We start from the raw sequence: 19,972 nt of genomic DNA on the forward strand, positions 1-19,972 counted from the left end.
AAATAACGATTTATAGCGAATAATGTTACTTTATTATATAATATTTTCAAAATTTAAACTATGGATAAAAAAATGTATTATTCCTTGTAATACCATGATACGAAAAAAGCGCAGAATGTGCGCTCTTTTTTCTATGTAATGCTTTGATAAAGCTTCTTATATGCCATTGCAGTTCTCTTCCAGCTGTAATCCTCTTTCATGGCGTTCTTTGCTATCTGCAGCCAGCTATCGCCCTTATAGTACTCCAAAGCCTTCTTAATTGCGCCAAGCAGGTGCTGCGGCGTATACTGGCTGAAGCTGAAGCCGTTTCCTTCGCCTGTGCTGTCATTGTATGCCTTGACTGTATCTTTAAGTCCGCCGGTTTCCCGCACTATGGGAATGCAGCCATAACGAAGAGCAATAAGCTGCCCCACTCCACAGGGTTCAAAAAGGGATGGCTTCAAATAGAAGTCTGAAGCAGCGAAAATCTTGCGGGCAAGCACATCGTCATATGTAATGCTGGCTGAAAACTTATCTGGATAGTTGTTCTCATAATTCCTGAACAATGTCTCATAATTGTTATCTCCCTGACCTAACACCACCAGCTGAACATCCATTGCAAGTATGCCATCGAGCACATTAGCTATAAGATCAAGTCCTTTTTGTCGTGTTAAGGTGCTAACCAATGCAAGCATCGGTATATCCTTGTTGACAGGCAGCTTTAACTGCTCCTGAAGTTTTGTCTTGTTCAACGCTTTGTTTTTAATATTTTTAGAATCATACTTCACAAAGATTCCCTTATCGGTTTTGGGGTCAAAACTGCTGTAGTCAATTCCATTTACAATTCCGAAAAGTCCTTCCCTCTTCATTCTCAGCAAGTCATCCAACTGCTCACCGAAGAAAGGTGTCTGGATTTCCTCCCTGTATGTATCGCTTACTGTCGTAATGACATCGGAATAATTGATTCCACCTTTCGTAAAGCTTATCCCTCCGAAAAACTCCACCGCATCTACGTTAAAGTAATCATCACCCAGATCCAATAGCTCTCCAAGAACTTCCTTTGGGAAAATACCCTGGTATTGCAGGTTGTGTATTGTAAACACGGTTTTTATGCCATTATATGCAGCATCACTGTCATAATGTGCTTTCAACAGCAAATTAGCCATCCCGGTCTGCCAGTCATGGCAGTGCAATATATCCGGCTTAAAATCCAAATACCTGATGGCTTCCAGGGCAGCCCTGCAGAAGAATGCATACCGCTCCGCTTCATCATAGAACCCATACATCCCCTGACGTTTGAAGTAATACTCATTGTCTATGAAGTAGAAGGGCATTCCTTCGTATTTTATTTCTTCCACACCACAGTATTGGTTTCTCCAGCCTACAGGTACGTTGAATATACTTACGCAGGACATCTTCTCTCTGAAAAATGATGGTATATCCCCGTATTTGGGAATCATGACCCTGGCATCTATCCCTAATCTTCGAAGCTCTCTCGGCAATGAGAAAATCACATCCCCCAGACCTCCGGACTTTATAAAGGGAAATGCCTCTGAAGCTATAAAAAGCACCTTCATTTCAACTACTCCCCCCATAGATAAACTGAAACTATATTATAGCTTTCTTCTCTATAACAATTGGGTAGTTTTGATCCCCCTTAAGCTGTTTTTCCTTTGTTATCTTCACACTCTTATCAAGTATTACATTCCTTAACAATGAATCCTCTTCTATAATACAGTTCTGCATTACAATGCTGTTTCTGACCACTGCTCCCTTTTTTATCTTCACACTTCTGAATATAATGCTGTTCTCCACCTCGCCGTTTATTATGCATCCATTAGCTACCAATGAGTTTATCACCCTTGCATCTTCTGCATACTTTGTCGGCGGCTCATCCTTTACCTTTGTATATATAAGCCCATTTTTAAAGAACAGCTCCTTTGAAATATTCAGATCCAAGAGCTGCATATTCGCCCTGTAATAGCTCTGTATTGAATTGACGCAGGCAAGGTAGCCATCGAACTTATACCCGTATACCTTGAACTTGTCTAAGTTCTTATGTACTGCATCCTTAAAGTAGTCACAGTCACCCTTGGATATGCAGGTATGGACTATATCCAAAAACAGTGCTTTTTTCATAATGAATATATCCATAGAAATGTTGCCTTCACTCTTTTTACCCAGATTAATATCGACATCTGTAATCCTGCCGCTCTCATCCAAGGTAAGAGTGTTGCAATATTTGAAATCCTCGGTGCAATTGTCCACTTGCTTGTATACCATTGTGATGTCTGCTCCTGTTTCATTATGATGCTTTATTGCATTCTCATAATTCAAGTTGCATACCATGTTGCTTGAGGTCATAATGATATTGTTCTGCTTGCTTAGATGAATATAGTCAATATGGTTCTTGAAATTCTCCATATCTCCCCTGTAAATGCCCAGAGTATAATAGTTAAACATAGGTGTCATTATAAAAAGTCCGTCGTTTTTCCTGTCCAGATCCCAAGCCGCTCCCGTCCCCAGATGATCTAAAAGAGACCTGTATTTGTTCTGTGTGAATATGCTGATATTCTGAACGCCGACGTTCACCAGGTTTGAAAGAGTAAAATCTATCATCCTGTATCTTCCGGCTATCGGTACTGCAGCTATAGGTCTGTTATATGTCAATTCCTTTATATTGTCCTCTCTCTCGCTTAAGTTGATAATTCCCATATAGTCCAGCATGATTATCCCTCCCTCAGTGTATTTAGGTGCACCCGGTCACTCATTGTAAGCAGTGCCTTCGGACAGCTGCTCATATTCCCCTACGAGCGCAATGGATTTGGATTTGCTGTCGCCTATCCTGCAGTCGTCCTTAATGACAGATCCCAAACCTATTATGGCGCGTTCTATAGTAACATTGTCGCCGATTAAAACCTTCGGCATCACAACAGTGTCAATAACCTTTGTGTTTTTACCTACGTAAACTCCGGGGAACAAAACTGAGTTTCTTACTTCTCCATATATGACACAGCCTTCACCTACCATTGAGTTCTTTATAACAGCAGTTTCCCCTGCAAAATGAGGCGGTCTGATAGGATTTACCGAATAAATCTTCCACATTGGGTCGTAAAGATTAAGCTCGTTATCCTCCTTCAGCAGGTCCATATTAGCTTCCCAAAGGCTTTCTATAGTACCTACGTCCTTCCAGTAGCCTTCAAAGGGATATGCATAAAGCTTCATCCCATTGTTCAGCATCTGAGGTATGACATTTTTGCCAAAGTCATTGCTGGAGCTAAGATCTGCTTCATCTTCCATCAGATACTTTCGCAGAACCTCCCAGTTGAAAATATATACTCCCATTGAGGCTAAATTGCTCTTCGCTTTCTTAGGCTTTTCATCAAATTCATATATTCTGCTGTCAGGTTCAGTGTTCATAATCCCGAACCTGTCGGTTTCTTCCCATGGAACCTCTATAACTGCAAGAGTGGCATCTGCTGACTTCTGCTTATGAAAATCCAGCATTTTTGAATAATCCATTTTGTAAATGTGATCTCCCGACAGCACTACAACATAGTCAGGATTGTGCCCATCTATGAAATTGATATTTTGATATATCGCATTGGCTGTACCCTTATACCATTCCCCGCCCTTTTCATTCACATAGGGTGACAGAAGTGTAACCCCGCCTTTTTTCCTATCCAGATCCCAAGGGCTGCCAATTCCTATGTGCGCGTTCAAAACCAGTGGTTGATATTGTGTCAATACACCTACAGTATCTATTCCTGAATTTGAGCAATTGCTTAGTACAAAATCAATGATTCTATACTTACCCCCAAAGTATACAGCGGGCTTTGCAATCTTCTTCGTAAGCAAAGTCAGCCTGCTGCCTTGTCCGCCAGCCAGAATCATGGCAATCCATTCTTTTTTCCTCATGCATACCCCTCCTTAAATTATTCAGGTTATCCATATCTATTAATATCCATAATGATTTATTCTCGTATCATAGTAAATTATAGAAATTTGTTACGAGTTACGGGTTACGAGTTGCGAGTTTTAGCTATGGCTTCGAAGCCTTTGCTTAATCGCGTAACGCGAAACACGAAACGCGCAACCAGAATTAAACCCTTAAAAGCTCAGGCTCTAGAGCTTCAATACTTTCTACATAAGAATCCACTTCTTCTAAATTACCGACAGGTTTAAAATATACAACAGCCAGCGGTGGTACCTTTATCTCTATTAGGTATTGCTGATTCTGCCATTTCAGTTTTTTTGCACTCATGATTTCTTCATTTTTCTGTCCTGAGCCCCCGAACTCCTGCCAATCGCTATTGAATACCTCGGTATAATCACCCTTGTATGGCACTCCGATTTTGTAGTCTTCATAAAACCCAGGAGTAAAATTGCATACTGTTATAATAGTATCCTTAGGGTCCTTACCTTTGCGCATGAAAACTATTATGCTCTGATTGAAATTATTGGCATCAATCCATTCAAAGCCTTCAAACACATGGTCCAGCTCCCATAATGCCGGCTCTTTGCTATAAACTCCATTTAGATATTTTGCATAATGCTGCATTTTCCTGTGCATTTCGTAGTCCAACAGCAGCCAGTCCAGGCTGGAGTCAAAACGCCATTCTATGAACTGTCCCAGCTCTCCTCCCATAAAAAGCAGCTTCTTTCCAGGATGTGCTGCCATATAGCCTAGGAATAACCTGAGGTTTGCAAACTTCTGCCAGTAATCCCCGGGCATTTTATCCAGAAGCGACTTTTTTCCATGTACCACTTCATCATGGGATAGTGGCAGGATGTAGTTCTCGGTAAATGCGTACATAAGTGAAAATGTAAGCAGGCTGTGATGCCACTTTCTGTGTATAGGATCCATTGACATGTATTTGAGCATATCATTCATCCAACCCATATTCCACTTATAATTGAAGCCAAGCCCCCCAAGATAGGTGGGAGCTGTCACAAGAGGCCAGGTAGTGGATTCCTCAGCTATCATAAGCACATTGGGGAAGTATTCAAAAACAATCTTGTTAAGCTTTCTTATGAAATCTACCGCCTCAAGGTTTTCCCTGCCGCCATATTTATTGGGCGCCCATTCCCCGGGCTTTCTCTCATAGTCAAGATAAAGCATGCTTGCAACTGCATCTACTCTCAGTCCATCTATGTGATACATTTCGAACCAGAAAACCGCATTGGATATCAAAAAACTGTGTACCTCCGGCTTTCCAAGATCAAAATGGCAGGTGCCCCAGCCATAGTTCTCACCCTTTCTCGGATCACTGTACTCATAAAGGGCAGTACCATCAAAAAGTCTCAAACCATTATCGTCCTTGCAGAAATGTCCTGGAACCCAGTCCAGTATTACTCCTATCCCCTCCTGGTGACACTTATCTACAAAGTGCATCAGGTCTCGAGGTGAGCCGTATCTGCTGGTTACTGAATAATATCCGGTGGATTGGTAGCCCCAGGAGCCATCGAAGGGATGCTCAGTAAGAGGCATCAGCTCTATATGGGTGTAGCCCATGTTCTTAACATAGTCCACAAGCTCCTCTGCAAGCTCCCAGTATGAATAATACTCTCCATCAGGTTTTTGCTTCCAGGAGCCCGGATGCACTTCATAAATGTTAATAGGGCACTCGTATATGTTTGCGTTTTTGCGTTGTTCCATCCACTTTGCGTCATTCCAATTGAAGCCTTTGAGTAAAACCAACTTTGACGCTTTACCCGGTCGAAGCTCTGAATAAAAGGCATAGGGGTCTGATTTAACAATGACACTGCCATCCTTTGCATGTATCTCATATTTGTACATATCCCACTCTTTCAAGCCGGGAATAAACGCAGACCATATGCCGGAATCGTCGGTTCTTTCCATAGCAAAGCCGGCTCCCTTCCAGCTGTTAAAATCCCCTAATAAACTTACAGAACCGGCATTTGGAGCCCATACGCGGAATACTGCTCCATCAAGTCCGTTTGTATTTGTAAGATGTGCACCCAGGAAATCATAACTCCTATAATGATTTCCCTCCCGAAAGAGATAAGCATCATAGGAGCTAAGGGGTTGCTTTTTCATATGCATCCCCTCCTTGTATTATTTTTGAATATTTTGAATTTACCTTATAATTCTACAAACCCTATTTTTTTCCTTCTGACTAGTAAAATTTTCAAAAAACAAAAATATACCTCTAATGCTGGATTTCGTATTGATAATTAAACTTGACGTGTTTCAGCAGCGGGTATATAAAAGACACTCAACATTATATTATTGCTGAGGCAAGAATATTACTCTATAGCTCCAGATTAGTATTCATTTTATTGAGATATTTTATAAACTCTTGCTGCTCTGCCTCCTCCATGGGAAAAGGCCTTCCCGATCTTATGGTACCGGGTACTGCCTTAACGGACCTAAGCACTCCTTTATTGTCATACCTTACGGTTGCCATTATAGTTTTGTTGCATATTTCTGCATGTGAGGTTGTAAAGAAGAAATTACCCAGGCTGTAAAATATCGGCCTGTCATTGTACATTTCAATTCCCTGTACAACATGCGGATGATGTCCCACTATGACATCAGCTCCTGAATCAACCAGCTTATGTGCAAGCTCTGTCTCTTCCTTCCTCACAACGATTGATCCTTCCTTGCCCCAATGCAATGAGACTACCATAAGGTCGCATTTTTCATTCAAATTCTTCACGGCCTCTAAAACTTCTGCTTCATGAACCTTGTAAGCTCCTATTATACCAGGCTTTTTAGCTCTGGCATACCAATCCAAACTGGGTATTACTCTTGTAAAAGCAATAAAACCAATCTTGACTCCCTTTTTCTCTATTACAACTCCATTGGAAGCCTCTTGCTTGTTGTAGCCTCCGCCCCCATAGCTTATACCATTTTCCTTCAGCAGCTTCATAGTATCATTGAAGGCTGATGGTCCATAATCCAGTACATGATTGTTTGCAATACTCAATGCTGTAAAATTGTGTTTCTTCAAGTGGGGAGCGAGCTTTGGACTGCTCCTGAAGGTATATTCCTTCTCCTTTATTGGCTGTCCTCTACCGCTGAGAGCTGTCTCAAGGTTTCCAAAAACAATATCACTGCTCTTGAATTGCTTTTCATAACCTTCAAAAACATAGTCCTCCCCCTTCGACTTGATAAAACCGGCAACCGACTTATCAAACATCATATCTCCTACAAAAGAAAGCACCAGTTCTTCCTGATCATCTTTCTGCTGCACTGTTTCCTTCACACTGCTGCTCTGCTCATTCTCCTGACTGCTCTTAATATTATTCTGCTGACTGTCCGCTCTTGAACAGCCTAGAAATATAATTATCAAAACCATCGCAAATAAAGCTGCGAGTCTTTTCATTTTTTCACCCCGCTATTCACCCTTTTTTCTATTCACAAAGGGTATTACCTTAGATTTACCGCTTATTAAAGTTCCTTTTGCCTTACCATACTCATCCAGTTCGGATTTCAGTGCAAGCCAAATAAATGTTATTACAGCTATATCATCCAGTATCCCAAGCCCGAGAATAAAATCCGGAACTATGTCGACAGGGAAAACAAGATATAGTGCACTCCCGATTATAAGCAGCTTTTTAACAAAAGGTACATTCTTATCCTTCAAATACTGTATCGTCAGCTTTATTCTTTTAAACATAGTATCATCCTCGCAAGTTATTGTTCAAAGCTATTGTCGGGCGATTCATGAATCGCCCCTACTCCTCGTAACCTCGCACCAATTATATTATTGATTAATTCGACTAATGTTATGTATTTCCTGCAAGTACCAAATATTCAACTAATAGAAAATTTTAACTTCACACGGCTATTCTACTGTAGTATAATAGAGGCAATAAGACAGGCTTAATTCCATAGTGGAAGCGGGGGATATACGTCTGGGGTGAATAGCATGACATCTTTCTGAATGCTTAGGATTACTCTCGATCCGAATCCGTCAACTAACCTCGTAAGCCAATTGAGAGGAGATATCACATGAAAGGCAATACCTTAAAGAGAGCATTTCTTATCCCACTGTGTTTGGCGCTGATATTCAGTATGACTATTTCTTTATACGCCGACACTTCCTCTTTTAAAAAAGGGGACAAATCCGATGAAATAGTAAAAGCACAGGCAGCATTAAAAAAACTTGGCTTTTTTGATGAAGTCTGTACAGGCTATTTCGGAGATGTTACAGAAGACGCAGTACTGAAATTCCAGAAAAAAAATGGTTTGGATGCTGACGGCATATTGGGTTCTGCGACAATCAGCTTGATTAATAAGCTTGCAGGAGAGCATATTGCAATTCCCAGCCGTTCCTCAGCTGCCCGAAAGGATACAACCAAGGTCAATGTCAAGTACAAAATCAAAGATGGTGATACTATATGGGATATAGCAGCTGATTATAACGTAACTGTTGATTCCATACTTCAATATAACAATCTTAATGAGAAAAGCATACTTGATATAGGTGATGAGATTATAATACCAAATGTAGTTAAAGTGGTAAAGCCATCCCCTGCCAAGCCTGCTGAAACAAAACCTGCAACCCCCGTACAGGATAGCTCAGAGCTGGAAAACATATATGACTATAATAAGAATGTTTATGTTGTAAAGGAAGGGGACACTTTTGAATCCATTGCAGAAGATTATGGTGTTACCGCAGAAGCAATTAAGAACGAAAACAACTTCAGCAGCGACACAACTCTTCAGGCAGGCCAGGAAGTAAAGATTCCCGAAGGCAACGATAATAATATAGAAGAGGATCCAAAGGACGAGCCCAGCACATCAGCCACAAAAGGCGAATACCTGGATTGGTTCAAAGAAGTACAGTATATTTATGAAAAGGGTGACACAGCCACAGTAACCGATGTAGAAACAGGCAAATCCTTTAAGGTAAAGAGATTGTACGGCAGAAACCATGCTGACTCCGAACCCTTGACCGCCGAAGATACAAAAATCATGAAGAGTATCTACGGAAGCTGGAGCTGGGACAGAAGAGCGGTAATTGTGACTATAGAGCATAAAGGTGTAGAAAGAAAAATAGCAGCCTCCATGAACGGCATGCCCCATGGCGGTGAATCGATAGGAAACAACAACTTCAAAGGTCATTTCTGCATCCACTTTAGAAACAGTAGAACCCACAGCGGAAGCAGACTGGATCCCGGACACCAGAAGGCTGTTAAAAAAGCAGCAGGACTATAGTTTAGGAAACATAAAGCCCCTCAATTTCGAGGGGCTTTGCTATTTGCTTATAGGATTATTATGCCAACATGCCTTTTTTTTAATATTATTTTATAGTTCAGAAGGATATTTGAATTTTACATAGTAATATATATCATATTGACAATTGAATTACCTATCACCGAGGGAACTATGCATCAAATAATTTGTTAAAAGGAATGTGATTAGATGAATGATAAAATAATTGATGTTCTTAAGTACTTCTTTCTCACGTTTTTTTCCCTCGGATTAATGTATTATATAGCCAGAAGCAGCTTAAACCTTGGATTAGTGCTTCTAGTATCCATAGCATTTACAGTTTTGTATGCTCTGGATAAGTTCAAGGTATTAGGCAAACTTTTTTTTCCTGAGAAAAGCATTACTTCTCAGAACACAAAGAAGGACCAAGCTATGTAGATGCTTACGGAGTCTCAATGAGGGGCTCTTTTTTAGTTTTAAGCTTCGGCCTCTTAAAATTAAGTTTACAGTATTTACTTTTAATTTATTAGTGGTATAATTAAACCATAGAATTTATTTAATAATAATCGTTATCGTACATATGAGAAAGTTGTTAATTCATTATCATACTCTTCCATTTTATACCTAAGATGTCTTGACAAATGTAAATATTTACATTATGCTTTTTCTATATGAATAATAATTTCGCTGGAGGAATAAACATGGTTGATTTAATTAAATATCTAAAGGAAAAGGGCTATAAAGTAACTCCCCAGCGTATAGCTGTTTACGACATATTGAAGAATACAAAAGAGCATCCCAGTGTGGATATGCTATACAACAGGTTACAGCCTGTATATCCTACAATGAGCCTTGCCACAGTATACAAATCCCTTGAAGTATTCAAGGGGTTGGGGCTGGTACAAGAGCTTAATGTTGGGGAAGACAAATTCAGATATGATGCTAATGTTAGTCAACATCCGCATATTACCTGTGCAGGCTGCGGAAAGGTTGAAGACGTAGAAGACGAAATGCTGTTTGACCTTATGGAGCAGGTATCGAATAAGACAGGTTACAAGTTGGTTAGCCAGCAGCTTTATTTCTTTGGTTATTGCCCTAACTGCAAACACAGCCAGTAACAAAGGCGGCAAAGCCCCTTTGAAGCCCATGTGCCTTTTTCAAAGCAATGAGAAAATGCTGGCACGGGCAGTTAAATCAAAACTGAATTATTATATGGGAAAGTGTAACTTTCATATATAATAATTAATCTCAATGGTATAAATACCATTGAGATTTTTCATTTCCGATCTATTGCTTAATGAGAGACTCGTTCAAGGCATTTCTTACGGCCTTGATCACTTTGCTCAACACATAGGAGGTATTACCGGTATCATCTGCCGTTGCAACATCCTGTGACTTTATTGTTGTATAGATGATTTCAGAAATTTCATCATTTATACTGGGGTTGTTACTTATGTATTCGGAAGGCATTTCGATAAGCTTTATGTCTTTTATCTTTGTGTTCTTTATGGTTACCTCGGCCTTCACATCTCCGGACTCAGTCTTTTCAATGCCTACATATACTCCGTCATTGTATCTTAAATATGTATATCCTGAGGTAGCAAGTCCTACCTCATTACTTCTTAATGTAAACAATAAGACCAAGCCAATAACCAGGATCAGCAGTAGTGCAGTATAAATCATGAGACTCTTCTTGGTTAAAATAATAATTCTCGGTTTTATAAATATCCCTCCCATCTTAGTATATTAGACGAAATCCTTTATGCATTTCCTTATATAAAGTTATTACGGAAGGAATGAATATATGCAACCTTTTAGAAAAAAAGCGGCTTAAGCCGCTTACTTTTTTCACTATGCAATCATACTTTTAACTCACAACAGAATTGGTCCATTTCCCACATCTGTCGCCCCACATTGCCACTATTTTCTTGTTCAGCTCCACTTTGATGACCTCGCAGGAATTGTCACAGCCACTGCATTCAAAGCTTGTAGGAGTAAAATCGAAGTCACTGACCTCAAAGCCTCTGAACCTTGTTGCAACTCCGGTGCCTTCCAAATGCTCTTTGGCTAGTATTGCAGAACCAATTGCTCCCATAACATTATAATGTTCAGGGATAACAACTTCATGCCCTACTACTCTTTCGAAGGCTGCCTTGATGCCCTTGTTGGCAGCCACACCACCCTGGAATACAAAAGGAGCTTCAAACTTTTTGCCTCTTCCAAGATTATTTATGTAGTTTCTGACAAGAGCTTCGCACAAGCCATTAATAATATCTGCTTTTGAAAAACCATACTGCTGCTTTGCAATCATATCAGACTCTGCAAATACAGTACATCTTCCGGCGATTCTGACATTTTTCTCTGCTGACAATGCAAGATCTCCAAACTCCTCTATCCTAACCTTCAGCCTTTCAGCTTGATGCTCCAGGAAGGAGCCTGTACCGGCTGCACAAACTGTATTCATTGCAAAGTCCACAACCATACCATCTTTAAGTATTATAATCTTTGAATCCTGACCGCCAATCTCAAATATAGTTCTAGCTTCGGGAAAATATGTAATGGTAGCAGTTGCGTGAGCTGTTATTTCATTTTTCACTACATCAGCGCCTACCACTATACCTGTAAGCTGCCTTCCGCTGCCTGTAGCACCCACTCCCAGCACCTTTCCATCGTTCTTAAATTCCTCCCTGAGGTTTCGCAGTCCCTGCTTTACTGATTCCAAAGGCTGCCCGTTTGTCCTTATATATTGTTTTGACAACACATTGTAGTTATTGTCCACTGCAACCACATTTGTACTTACCGACCCCACGTCTACACCTATGTATAACTCCTTCATCACATACCTCCTTATTCTGCTGCGCATATAGTGCTTCATCACAACTTAAATTTCTCCAACAATTACGATTCTTATTCCTCACTACCTTTTGATAACTTCATCACTATTCTAAAAGCAACATATTTCATAGATTTTTCGCAAGCTAAAAAACATTGCCGTTGTCTTTGCTGCAATAATAGATAAAAAGAGCACTTTTACCCATGAGCACTCTATCGGAATTTCCAATTTTGCTTTATTGTTTTCTAAGTATTATGGCTTTGAAGGAGATTATTTAGTGCTTTTCATCTCCTCCATAACCTGCCCTATTATTGATATTCCTTCTGTTATTTGCTCAATGCCGGTGCTTGCAAAGCTTATCCTAATATGCTGTTCCCCTGGGTAGGTCTTTATAAATACCGTTCCAGGCGTAAAAAGCACCTTTCTTTCTTTGCATCTGTCATAAAGCTCACCGGAGCTTATCCCCTCCGGCAGCTTTACCCATAGGTTCAGCCCTCCATATGGCTGGGTGAAGCTAGCCCCCCTGAGGTACTTTTTGACCGCTCTTACTGCCTCATAATATCTAACGCTGTATTCCTTCTTCATATATTCCAGATGTTTATTCCATATACCACTCCTGAGATACAGGTCAAGAACCCTTTGCATAAGTCCAGAGGTAGATATGTCCGTTATGTGCTTGATGCTCATAACCCTTTCCTTGATGGAACTCGGTATAATCAAATACCCCACTCTTAGTCCAGGCATGAATATCTTGGAGAAACTCTTTATATATATTACACGATCTTCATTATCAAGTCCTTTTAGAGGTCTTGCTCCCTTGTCAATGTAACTGAGGTCGCTCATATAATCATCCTCAACGGCCATTACATCATATCTTCTGCACAGCAGCAGCAGATGTTTGCGCTTCCTTTCGGAATAAGTGCAGCCGGTAGGATTCTGAAAATTTGGCATTATATATATAAATTTAGGTCTGATAAGCTTAAGCATTTTCTCCAGCACTTTCATATCCGGTCCATCAGTAAGCAGTGGTATCTCCACAATCTTTGCTCCCCTTGACTTGAAGACAGCCACAGCACCATTGTACGTGGGGCTTTCCACAAAAACATAGTCTCCGTTTGTAAGCAGAACCCTGGAAACAATATCTATGCCTTGCTGAGCACCGGATATAATATGTATATCCTCAGCAGATGCCTTTATACCGTACGCCGGCAGATATTGCGCTATTGACTCCCTTAGAGGCTTATAACCCATACTTTCATGATACATGAAGGCACTGCCTCCGTCCCTTTCCAATACCTCATTAAGTACACGCTTGAAATCTCTTACGGGAAAAAGCTTCGGATCGGGAGAAGCGGCAGAAAGGTTTATAGTATCCTCATATACTTCTCTGTCCATATCGAACTCAATTTCGTCACTTACAGTGACTGCATCCCTTTCCAGATTTATATCATCCTTCAAGGGCATCACAAAGGTGCCGCTGCCTACCTTCTTATACACCAGCTTGTTATCCTCCAGCATCTTGTATGCGTTGACTATGGTCACATTATTTACTGCCAGATGCAGAGCAAAGCTTCTTATGGTCGGAAGCTTATAATCCTCGGCCAATATGCCCTCATTTATTAATTTCTTCAACTGCTCATACAGCTGTATATAAAGAGGTTTAGCGTCACTCCTGTCTAAAACAATATCAATTTCCCCCGGGTAAATCACATCTCCCATATTCCCACTCCTTCGTATTGTATCGATACAATTATACTATAATATGATGTTCCTGCCTATAGTAATAAGTTAAGTATGTTCCAAAATTTTCCGATATATTGTATACCAGTGCCAAGGCACAAATGGATTGCCGCTTTGGCTTACAATTCATACAAGGAGGTAAAAAAATGAAAATCGAAAGCTCAAGCATCTCTTTCCTAAGCCAGCATGCCATGCTGGAGGTGAATCAGAAGCAGGAGAACCTGCAGTTCTGGGTAGGTGACAATCCTAATGAAGGGATGAAAGGTCCGCCGGGAGTAACTATTGATATATCCGAGATAGGACGTGAAATGCAGAAATCCCTTTGCAGCAGTGAAACCCAAAGTGTCGAGGATGACATGGAGGATATGCTGAGTGAAAAGGATAAGCTGAAACTGCAGCTCATCGAAGCTATGATGGAGTATTTTCTTGGCAGGGAAGTAAAGCTCAAGCTTCCGAAAAAAATCAGAACAAGTGAAGAAGTTCAGCCAAATTTGGTCATAGAATCACCAAAGGCTGGATGGGGGCTCATCTACGACTCTCATAAATCACACTATGAGAGTGAAAAAATGTCCTTCAGGTCAACGGGTATTATAAAAACCGCTGATGGGAAGGAAATAAAGGTTGACCTCCAACTGAACATGAGCAGGGAATTCTATACCAGCCAAAGCATACATATAAGAGCCGGAGATGCAATAAGAAAAGATCCTTTGGTAATTAACTTTGATTCCCCCACTGCTAAGCTTTCCGACAGCAAGTTCAGCTTTGACATTGATTGTGACGGGTATTCAGATCAAATATCACAGCTGAGTACCGGAAGCGGATTCCTGTCCCTTGACCTTAATGGTGATGGCAAGATAAATGATGGCAGCGAGCTTTTTGGTCCTAAAAGCGGCGACGGCTTCTCGGATTTATCCCTTTATGATGGAGATAAGAACGGGTGGATAGATGAAAATGACGCTGTTTTTGACAAGCTGAGAATATGGACTAAGGACGAGCATGGAAATGGCACTCTTTTTGCACTTGGCCAAAAGGGAATAGGTGCAATATGTCTGGGCAGTGCAGCCACACCCTTCAGTTTGAAAGGTGCAGAGAATACCGAAAATGGAGTTATCCAGAAGACCGGCATTTTCCTCAGGGAAAACGGACTGGCAGGTACTATCCAGCATGTAGACTTAGCAGTTTAGATGCACGTGCGGCTATGTATCGCAACATAGTCGCATTAGCCAAATCGCTATATAGCATACACCCATGAGTAACTACTTGGTAGAACAGCCATATCAATAGCCTAAGTATGCTTATACAGAAATTGTCAATGGCACTTATGAACGTAGCCTTAGAAAAGTCGTATGCGAGGTAGGAAACGAGCTTCCTACCTTTCTACTTTTTCCACCATTTGAATTTTAGTCCCGTCATTTTTCATCTTATACAGCCTGTTGGAAGCAGAGTCTACAATGAAGTACAGCCAACCGTCTGCAATATTCAGGAACTTTGAGCTTTCATAATTCAGAATGTTCTTCTCAGTGCCATCTTTTTTTATCTTATACACCCTGTTGCCATTATATCCATTGCTGTAATATACCCAGTCCCCGGACACATTTATATACAGCGCTTCTTCAATAGTCAGTCCAGTCCTCCCGGTTCCGTCCTTCTTGATTTTGTATAGCTTGTTTCCATCCGAACCATTGCTGTAGTATATCCAGTCCCCCTCAACATTTATATATGCGGCAGCATCCTCAGATATCTTCTCTCTTTTTGAGCCATCGATACTTGCCCTGTAAATTCGCCTCTTATCATCTCCATTGCTATAATATACCCAATCATCCTGTACATTCAGATATGAAGAAAAGTCAGCAGCTAAGCATATTTTTTCTGTGCCGTCTATTTTCATCTTGTATATACGCCTGTTATCCGAGGCATTGCTGTAATATATCCATTCATCCACAACATTTATGAAGGAAGCAGAATCATTGGTCAGTTTTGTTCTTTTCGAACCATCAGTCTTTATTTTATATATTCTATTGCTTTCTGTCTCTTCAATATTGCTGTAATAAATCCAATCTCCCTGTACATTAATGAACATTGATTTGTCACTATTTATTTTTGTTTTATCCGAACCGTTTAATTTCGTCTTATATATGCTGACATCATCAGTACCGTTGCAGTAGTAAACCCAATCTCCCTGATATGCCACAATGCCCCCATTTGATATATTCCCAAGGGTATTTCCATAGCCCTTGGAAGGTATCCCTGCATTATTTCCCGAAGCTTTATCATTTTTACTGGTACAGCCTGAAAGGTTAGCTATAATAAAAAACACTAAAACAAAAGCTGTCAGAAGCTTTCTCATATTATCTCTCCTATATGTTTCGCACTAAATCCATTAGAAAATAGTTCAATAGTGCGAAACGTTTTCATTGATGTTATAAATCGCAGCTATTCTATGTAATCTGCATAGGCGATTTATATCGCATGATTATTCTTTGAATATATTCAACGTCATTGCTGCAATTCCTCTATAACGAATAGGAAAGTATAAATTACCTTATTCAAAAATCTTATATATTTTTTCGGTACATAAGAAGAAAATGTTAATATTGTATTGCTGATGCTATAAAAGTTATAATTGTATAAGAATAAAATTTCCAGAAAATTCATGGAGGTATACAAATGCAGAGATACATCAGAAATATAAATACCCTCAGCATTGAAGAAAATGACAGCCTTAAAGGTTTCAAAGTCTGTGTTGTGGGCTGTGGTGGCCTCGGAGGCTATATAATAGAGCAGCTTGCACGTTTGGGAATAGGCTTTATTACAGCTGTTGATGGAGATATTTTTGATGAGTCGAACCTTAACCGGCAGCTGCTGTCTGAGATGGACAACCTTGGCTGCAGCAAGGCTAAAGCCGCAGAGGAAAGAATAGGAAGAGTCAATCCGCTTATTGCCGTAACACCAATACAACAAAGGCTCACCGCTGATAATGGTCTTGAAATAATAAAGGGCCATGATGTAGTCGTTGATGCTTTGGATAATATAGAAAGCCGCATTGTGCTCGAGGAGCTTGCCGAAAGGGCAGGAATCCCACTGGTGCATGGGGCGATTGCAGGCTGGTTCGGGCAAGTTACTACGATATTTCCCGGGGATAGAACCTTAAGCCGCTTGTACCCAAATGATGTACAGCATGGCATAGAAAAGGAGCTGGGCAATCCGGCTTTTACACCCGCAATGATCGCCTCCATACAGGTCGCGGAGGTATTAAAGGTCCTAATAAAACGTGGTAACACTCTGAGTAGACGACTGTTGGTTATAAACCTGCTGAACCATGAATATGAGGTCATTGAGCTATAAAACTTCATACAAGGCTAATTTTCTCTATATCGGGTAATAATATAGCAGTGCAGATATTGGCGTGGTATCTGCTATATTGAAATGTGAGGTGAATATATGAGTGTTCCTCTCTTTAGGAGGCTGCCTCAGCACATTGGAATTATTCCCGATGGAAATAGAAGATGGGCCCAGATGAAAGGCTATGAAAAGCAGGATGGATACAGCCATGGCATAGGACCCGGCTTTGAGCTTTACAGCCTATGTCTTGAGCTTGGAATTAAAGAACTGACTTTATACGGTTTTACCCAAGATAATACCAAGAGGCCTTCCGTACAAACCCAGGCTTTCAGCAAAGCTTGCGTTGACGCTGTTATGCAGCTTGCGGGAAAGGACGCGGAGCTTTTGGTCATAGGAAATGCGGAATCACCGATGTTTCCACAAGAGCTGCTGCCCTATACCAAGAGGGTAAAGTTTGGAAAGGGTCTTATCAAAATAAACTTTTTAGTCAATTACGGATGGAACTGGGATCTAAACCACGCACTCAGCAGTATCAAAGACTGCAGATCAGCAGAAAATATCAATCTTGCAGAGCATATTGCGTCTGCGGATATATCCAGAGTGGATTTGATGATACGTTGGGGAGGAAGGCGCAGACTCAGCGGTTTTTTACCTATTCAGTCAGTATATGCAGATTTTTATATAATTGAGGAAATGTGGCCGGATTTTGATCGGTCACAGTTTTATAAAGCCCTTGAGTGGTATCAGGATCAGGATGTAACGCTCGGAGGTTAGTGCTTAACTATAGGGGGAGAGTCTATGAAATACAATATGAACATTTTGATACCCCAGAAGGTGCAATTTATTCTTGACACCTTGCAAAAGCAAAAGCATCAAGCTTTTGTAGTGGGCGGCTGCGTTAGGGACTCCATATTAGGCAAGACTCCCGGGGACTGGGATATTGCTACAGACGCAGTACCAGAGGAAATAAAGCAGCTTTTTTCAAAGACAGTTGATACCGGCATCAAGCACGGTACTGTCACAATAATTTTGGAGGGAAGCAGCTACGAGGTAACAACCTACAGGGTTGACGGTGAATATCTTGACTTCAGAAAGCCTGAGTCAGTAACCTTTACTTCCTCAATTGAGGAAGACCTTTCTAGAAGGGATCTCACTATCAATGCCCTCGCCTACAACCCGCTTATAGGAATTGTTGATCCTTTTGGGGGCATAGTTGATATTGAGGCTGGTATTATAAGAACAGTGGGAGACCCAGACAAAAGGTTCAACGAAGATGCGCTGCGGATGCTTAGGGCTGTTCGCTTCTCAGCTCAGCTCGGTTTTACAATTTATGAAAGCACTCTGAAGTCTATTAGGAAGAACTGCCAGCTGATAGAAAATATAAGCAGTGAACGGATACGGGATGAGCTGACTAAAATACTGTTATCCGACAACCCATTCTGCTTCTCACTTTTAATGGACACAAAACTGATAAAGTATACCCTTCCGGAATTTGAGCCTTGCTTTCTCACTGTACAGAACAATCCATACCATGCCTATGATGTGGCCATGCATACCTTGCATTCGGTAGCCAACATAGAAAAGAACAGGATTCTAAGATGGGTCATGCTGTTTCACGATATAGGAAAGCCGGGTATGAAAAGCACTGATGAGAAAGGTATCGACCATTTTTACAATCATCAGCAGCTGAGCGTCAAACTCTCAAAAACAGCTATGCTGAGGCTCAGGTTTGATAATAAGTCAATGGACAGAATACTTCTGTTGGTGAGATGTCATGATATGCATATAAAAACCGAATATAAATCTGTAAGGAAAGCCATGTTCAAGGTAGGAGAGGAAGTGTTCGAGGACCTTCTGAAGGTAATGGAAGCCGATAAGAAGGCTCAGAATCCAAAGCTTTTACAGGAACGCACCGAAAAGTTTAAAAGGTTATGGGAAATATACCGGGATATAAGAGAAAAAGGGCAGTGCACAAGCTTGAAATCTCTCGCAGTTAACGGAGATGACCTTATAACTCTGGGCATAAAGCCTGGAAAGAAAATAAAGGAGCTACTCAATAATCTTTTGGAAAAGGTAATTGAGGAGCCCCAGCTTAACAACCGTGAAGCACTATTGAGTTTACTTCGCCAATATAATTGAGCCAAAGGATATCGCCAGAGAAATCAGCCACATGCCGACAACTATTATGGTGCTCTTCTTTTCAGGCAAGCCTGATACGGCAGAAATGCCAAATACCATCAAAATCGACTGCCATATAATAAAAAGATCCAGATTGTCATACAACGCGTCGACAAATGTAGGGCTTAGGTTTATATACAGCAGATTACCGGTAAGGTACATATAGGCTAGTTTGACCAGAATTCCAATGACAGATGCCATATAAGCCAAAGTATACACCGAAACCATCTGTGAGTATTTTATCTTGCCCTTTAATGCTCTGACAAATGCCATATATACAAGAGAAATCAATAATATGATTGCAATTATGGATACTGCACCAATTAACGCAGAAATGCCATTCATCATAGGTGAATTCAAAAACGTAATGGAACCCTTTACAGCTTCAGCCTGATCCGGTGGCATTGAAGCAGCCTTCTCTTCCATCAATTCAGTAAAAAGATCCTTGCCTAATATCTTGGTCGCATATGTATATAATGCTGTTACTACAGCTATTACGAGGAGCTTCAATGCCCAAGCAGGCTTCTCCAAGTAATCCTTGAACAGCTCAGATGGTTTGACTACAAACAGCTTGAGCTTTTGCAGCAGGGTCTTTTTTGTACTAACTTCATTTGTCTCCATTTATAAAACCCCCTCATATAAAATATTGGAATAATTAAAACCCCTCAATAGAATTATATTCCAGTTGCTATGAATTTTAAACCTTTAAATTT

Annotated in this window: 18 protein-coding genes and 1 riboswitch; of the genes, 7 read left to right on the forward strand and 11 right to left on the reverse strand. The window is 40.6% G+C overall.

All coding sequences use genetic code 11. The features are described 5' to 3' along the window. Positions 1-131: 131 nt before the first annotated feature. The 6 genes from glgA to VEB00_15795 all read right to left on the reverse strand — a co-directional run bounded on the left by glgA (position 132) and on the right by VEB00_15795 (position 7,625). Positions 132-1,556 (reverse strand): glycogen synthase GlgA, encoded by a 1,425-nt coding sequence (gene glgA, locus VEB00_15770; protein ID HYF84473.1) that lies wholly within the window; start codon positions 1,554-1,556, stop codon positions 132-134. Positions 1,557-1,587: 31 nt separating this feature from the next. Then, positions 1,588-2,706 carry a glucose-1-phosphate adenylyltransferase subunit GlgD gene (glgD, locus tag VEB00_15775; GenBank protein ID HYF84474.1) on the reverse strand — a complete coding sequence of 373 codons (1,119 nt, stop codon included), beginning with the start codon at positions 2,704-2,706 and terminating at the stop codon, positions 1,588-1,590. Positions 2,707-2,742: 36 nt separating this feature from the next. Next, the gene (locus tag VEB00_15780) at positions 2,743-3,897 is read right to left on the reverse strand and encodes a glucose-1-phosphate adenylyltransferase (protein HYF84475.1); all 1,155 of its coding nucleotides are present in this window, start codon (positions 3,895-3,897) and stop codon (positions 2,743-2,745) included. Positions 3,898-4,081: 184 nt separating this feature from the next. After that, a complete protein-coding gene (gene glgB / locus VEB00_15785; protein HYF84476.1) occupies positions 4,082-6,046 on the reverse strand; it encodes a 1,4-alpha-glucan branching protein GlgB in 1,965 nt (654 codons plus the stop codon). A 208-nt stretch (positions 6,047-6,254) separates the two neighbouring features. Next, positions 6,255-7,331, reverse strand: coding sequence for a CapA family protein (locus tag VEB00_15790; protein ID HYF84477.1), 1,077 nt, complete (start codon positions 7,329-7,331; stop codon positions 6,255-6,257). 12 nt (positions 7,332-7,343) lie between these two features. After that, a complete protein-coding gene (locus tag VEB00_15795) occupies positions 7,344-7,625 on the reverse strand; it encodes a DUF1232 domain-containing protein (protein HYF84478.1) in 282 nt (93 codons plus the stop codon). Between the two features lie 193 nt (positions 7,626-7,818). Next, positions 7,819-7,955: riboswitch (cyclic di-AMP (ydaO/yuaA leader) on the forward strand. A gap of 5 nt (positions 7,956-7,960) precedes the next feature. Here VEB00_15795 and VEB00_15800 point away from each other — a divergent pair. The 3 genes from VEB00_15800 to VEB00_15810 all read left to right on the forward strand — a co-directional run bounded on the left by VEB00_15800 (position 7,961) and on the right by VEB00_15810 (position 10,284). Next, entirely contained in the window at positions 7,961-9,169 is a 1,209-nt protein-coding gene (locus tag VEB00_15800) for a LysM peptidoglycan-binding domain-containing protein (protein HYF84479.1), read from the forward strand. 207 nt (positions 9,170-9,376) lie between these two features. Beyond that, complete coding sequence (locus tag VEB00_15805; GenBank protein HYF84480.1) at positions 9,377-9,604, forward strand: hypothetical protein; 228 nt, start codon at positions 9,377-9,379, stop codon at positions 9,602-9,604. Positions 9,605-9,867: 263 nt separating this feature from the next. Next, entirely contained in the window at positions 9,868-10,284 is a 417-nt protein-coding gene (locus VEB00_15810) for a Fur family transcriptional regulator (GenBank protein HYF84481.1), read from the forward strand. A 169-nt stretch (positions 10,285-10,453) separates the two neighbouring features. Here VEB00_15810 and VEB00_15815 read toward each other — a convergent pair whose 3' ends face one another. The 3 genes from VEB00_15815 to VEB00_15825 all read right to left on the reverse strand — a co-directional run bounded on the left by VEB00_15815 (position 10,454) and on the right by VEB00_15825 (position 13,718). Next, positions 10,454-10,849: a hypothetical protein gene (locus VEB00_15815; GenBank protein HYF84482.1), complete on the reverse strand. Its 396-nt coding sequence runs from the start codon at positions 10,847-10,849 to the stop codon at positions 10,454-10,456. Positions 10,850-11,033: 184 nt separating this feature from the next. Continuing rightward, complete coding sequence (locus tag VEB00_15820) at positions 11,034-12,002, reverse strand: acyl-CoA dehydratase activase (protein ID HYF84483.1); 969 nt, start codon at positions 12,000-12,002, stop codon at positions 11,034-11,036. A 267-nt stretch (positions 12,003-12,269) separates the two neighbouring features. Beyond that, a complete protein-coding gene (locus VEB00_15825) occupies positions 12,270-13,718 on the reverse strand; it encodes a PLP-dependent aminotransferase family protein (protein ID HYF84484.1) in 1,449 nt (482 codons plus the stop codon). Positions 13,719-13,885: 167 nt separating this feature from the next. On the opposite strand from VEB00_15825, the gene VEB00_15830 reads away from it, so the two are divergent. After that, positions 13,886-14,923, forward strand: a complete 1,038-nt coding sequence (locus tag VEB00_15830) for a hypothetical protein (protein HYF84485.1) — start codon at positions 13,886-13,888, stop codon at positions 14,921-14,923. A gap of 185 nt (positions 14,924-15,108) precedes the next feature. Here the strand turns inward: VEB00_15830 and VEB00_15835 are convergent, their stop codons facing one another. Continuing rightward, positions 15,109-16,086 carry a DUF5050 domain-containing protein gene (locus VEB00_15835; GenBank protein HYF84486.1) on the reverse strand — a complete coding sequence of 326 codons (978 nt, stop codon included), beginning with the start codon at positions 16,084-16,086 and terminating at the stop codon, positions 15,109-15,111. 320 nt (positions 16,087-16,406) lie between these two features. On the opposite strand from VEB00_15835, the gene VEB00_15840 reads away from it, so the two are divergent. The 3 genes from VEB00_15840 (at position 16,407) to VEB00_15850 (ending at position 19,220) form a co-directional block, all read left to right on the forward strand. Next, positions 16,407-17,084 carry a HesA/MoeB/ThiF family protein gene (locus VEB00_15840; protein HYF84487.1) on the forward strand — a complete coding sequence of 226 codons (678 nt, stop codon included), beginning with the start codon at positions 16,407-16,409 and terminating at the stop codon, positions 17,082-17,084. Between the two features lie 96 nt (positions 17,085-17,180). Beyond that, on the forward strand, positions 17,181-17,855 hold the full coding sequence (uppS, locus tag VEB00_15845; protein HYF84488.1) for a polyprenyl diphosphate synthase: 675 nt from the start codon (positions 17,181-17,183) through the stop codon (positions 17,853-17,855). A gap of 24 nt (positions 17,856-17,879) precedes the next feature. Then, complete coding sequence (locus VEB00_15850) at positions 17,880-19,220, forward strand: CCA tRNA nucleotidyltransferase (protein ID HYF84489.1); 1,341 nt, start codon at positions 17,880-17,882, stop codon at positions 19,218-19,220. Here VEB00_15850 and VEB00_15855 read toward each other — a convergent pair. After that, a complete protein-coding gene (locus tag VEB00_15855; GenBank protein HYF84490.1) occupies positions 19,200-19,880 on the reverse strand; it encodes a YIP1 family protein in 681 nt (226 codons plus the stop codon). The genes VEB00_15850 and VEB00_15855 overlap by 21 nt on opposite strands. Positions 19,881-19,972 lie beyond the last annotated feature (92 nt).

The organism is Clostridia bacterium (assembly GCA_035628995.1).
In the GTDB taxonomy this organism is placed as follows: Bacteria; Bacillota; Clostridia; order Lutisporales; family Lutisporaceae; genus BRH-c25.

Coding starts and splice junctions, on each gene's coding strand:
- glgA (HYF84473.1), bottom strand. CDS start 1,556: ATGAAGGTGCTTTTTATAGCTTCAGAGGCATTTCCCTTTATAAAGTCC.
- glgD (HYF84474.1), bottom strand. CDS start 2,706: ATGCTGGACTATATGGGAATTATCAACTTAAGCGAGAGAGAGGACAAT.
- VEB00_15780 (HYF84475.1), bottom strand. CDS start 3,897: ATGAGGAAAAAAGAATGGATTGCCATGATTCTGGCTGGCGGACAAGGC.
- glgB (HYF84476.1), bottom strand. CDS start 6,046: ATGCATATGAAAAAGCAACCCCTTAGCTCCTATGATGCTTATCTCTTT.
- VEB00_15790 (HYF84477.1), bottom strand. CDS start 7,331: ATGAAAAGACTCGCAGCTTTATTTGCGATGGTTTTGATAATTATATTT.
- VEB00_15795 (HYF84478.1), bottom strand. CDS start 7,625: ATGTTTAAAAGAATAAAGCTGACGATACAGTATTTGAAGGATAAGAAT.
- VEB00_15800 (HYF84479.1), top strand. CDS start 7,961: ATGAAAGGCAATACCTTAAAGAGAGCATTTCTTATCCCACTGTGTTTG.
- VEB00_15805 (HYF84480.1), top strand. CDS start 9,377: ATGAATGATAAAATAATTGATGTTCTTAAGTACTTCTTTCTCACGTTT.
- VEB00_15810 (HYF84481.1), top strand. CDS start 9,868: ATGGTTGATTTAATTAAATATCTAAAGGAAAAGGGCTATAAAGTAACT.
- VEB00_15815 (HYF84482.1), bottom strand. CDS start 10,849: ATGATTTATACTGCACTACTGCTGATCCTGGTTATTGGCTTGGTCTTA.
- VEB00_15820 (HYF84483.1), bottom strand. CDS start 12,002: ATGAAGGAGTTATACATAGGTGTAGACGTGGGGTCGGTAAGTACAAAT.
- VEB00_15825 (HYF84484.1), bottom strand. CDS start 13,718: ATGGGAGATGTGATTTACCCGGGGGAAATTGATATTGTTTTAGACAGG.
- VEB00_15830 (HYF84485.1), top strand. CDS start 13,886: ATGAAAATCGAAAGCTCAAGCATCTCTTTCCTAAGCCAGCATGCCATG.
- VEB00_15835 (HYF84486.1), bottom strand. CDS start 16,086: ATGAGAAAGCTTCTGACAGCTTTTGTTTTAGTGTTTTTTATTATAGCT.
- VEB00_15840 (HYF84487.1), top strand. CDS start 16,407: ATGCAGAGATACATCAGAAATATAAATACCCTCAGCATTGAAGAAAAT.
- uppS (HYF84488.1), top strand. CDS start 17,181: ATGAGTGTTCCTCTCTTTAGGAGGCTGCCTCAGCACATTGGAATTATT.
- VEB00_15850 (HYF84489.1), top strand. CDS start 17,880: ATGAAATACAATATGAACATTTTGATACCCCAGAAGGTGCAATTTATT.
- VEB00_15855 (HYF84490.1), bottom strand. CDS start 19,880: ATGGAGACAAATGAAGTTAGTACAAAAAAGACCCTGCTGCAAAAGCTC.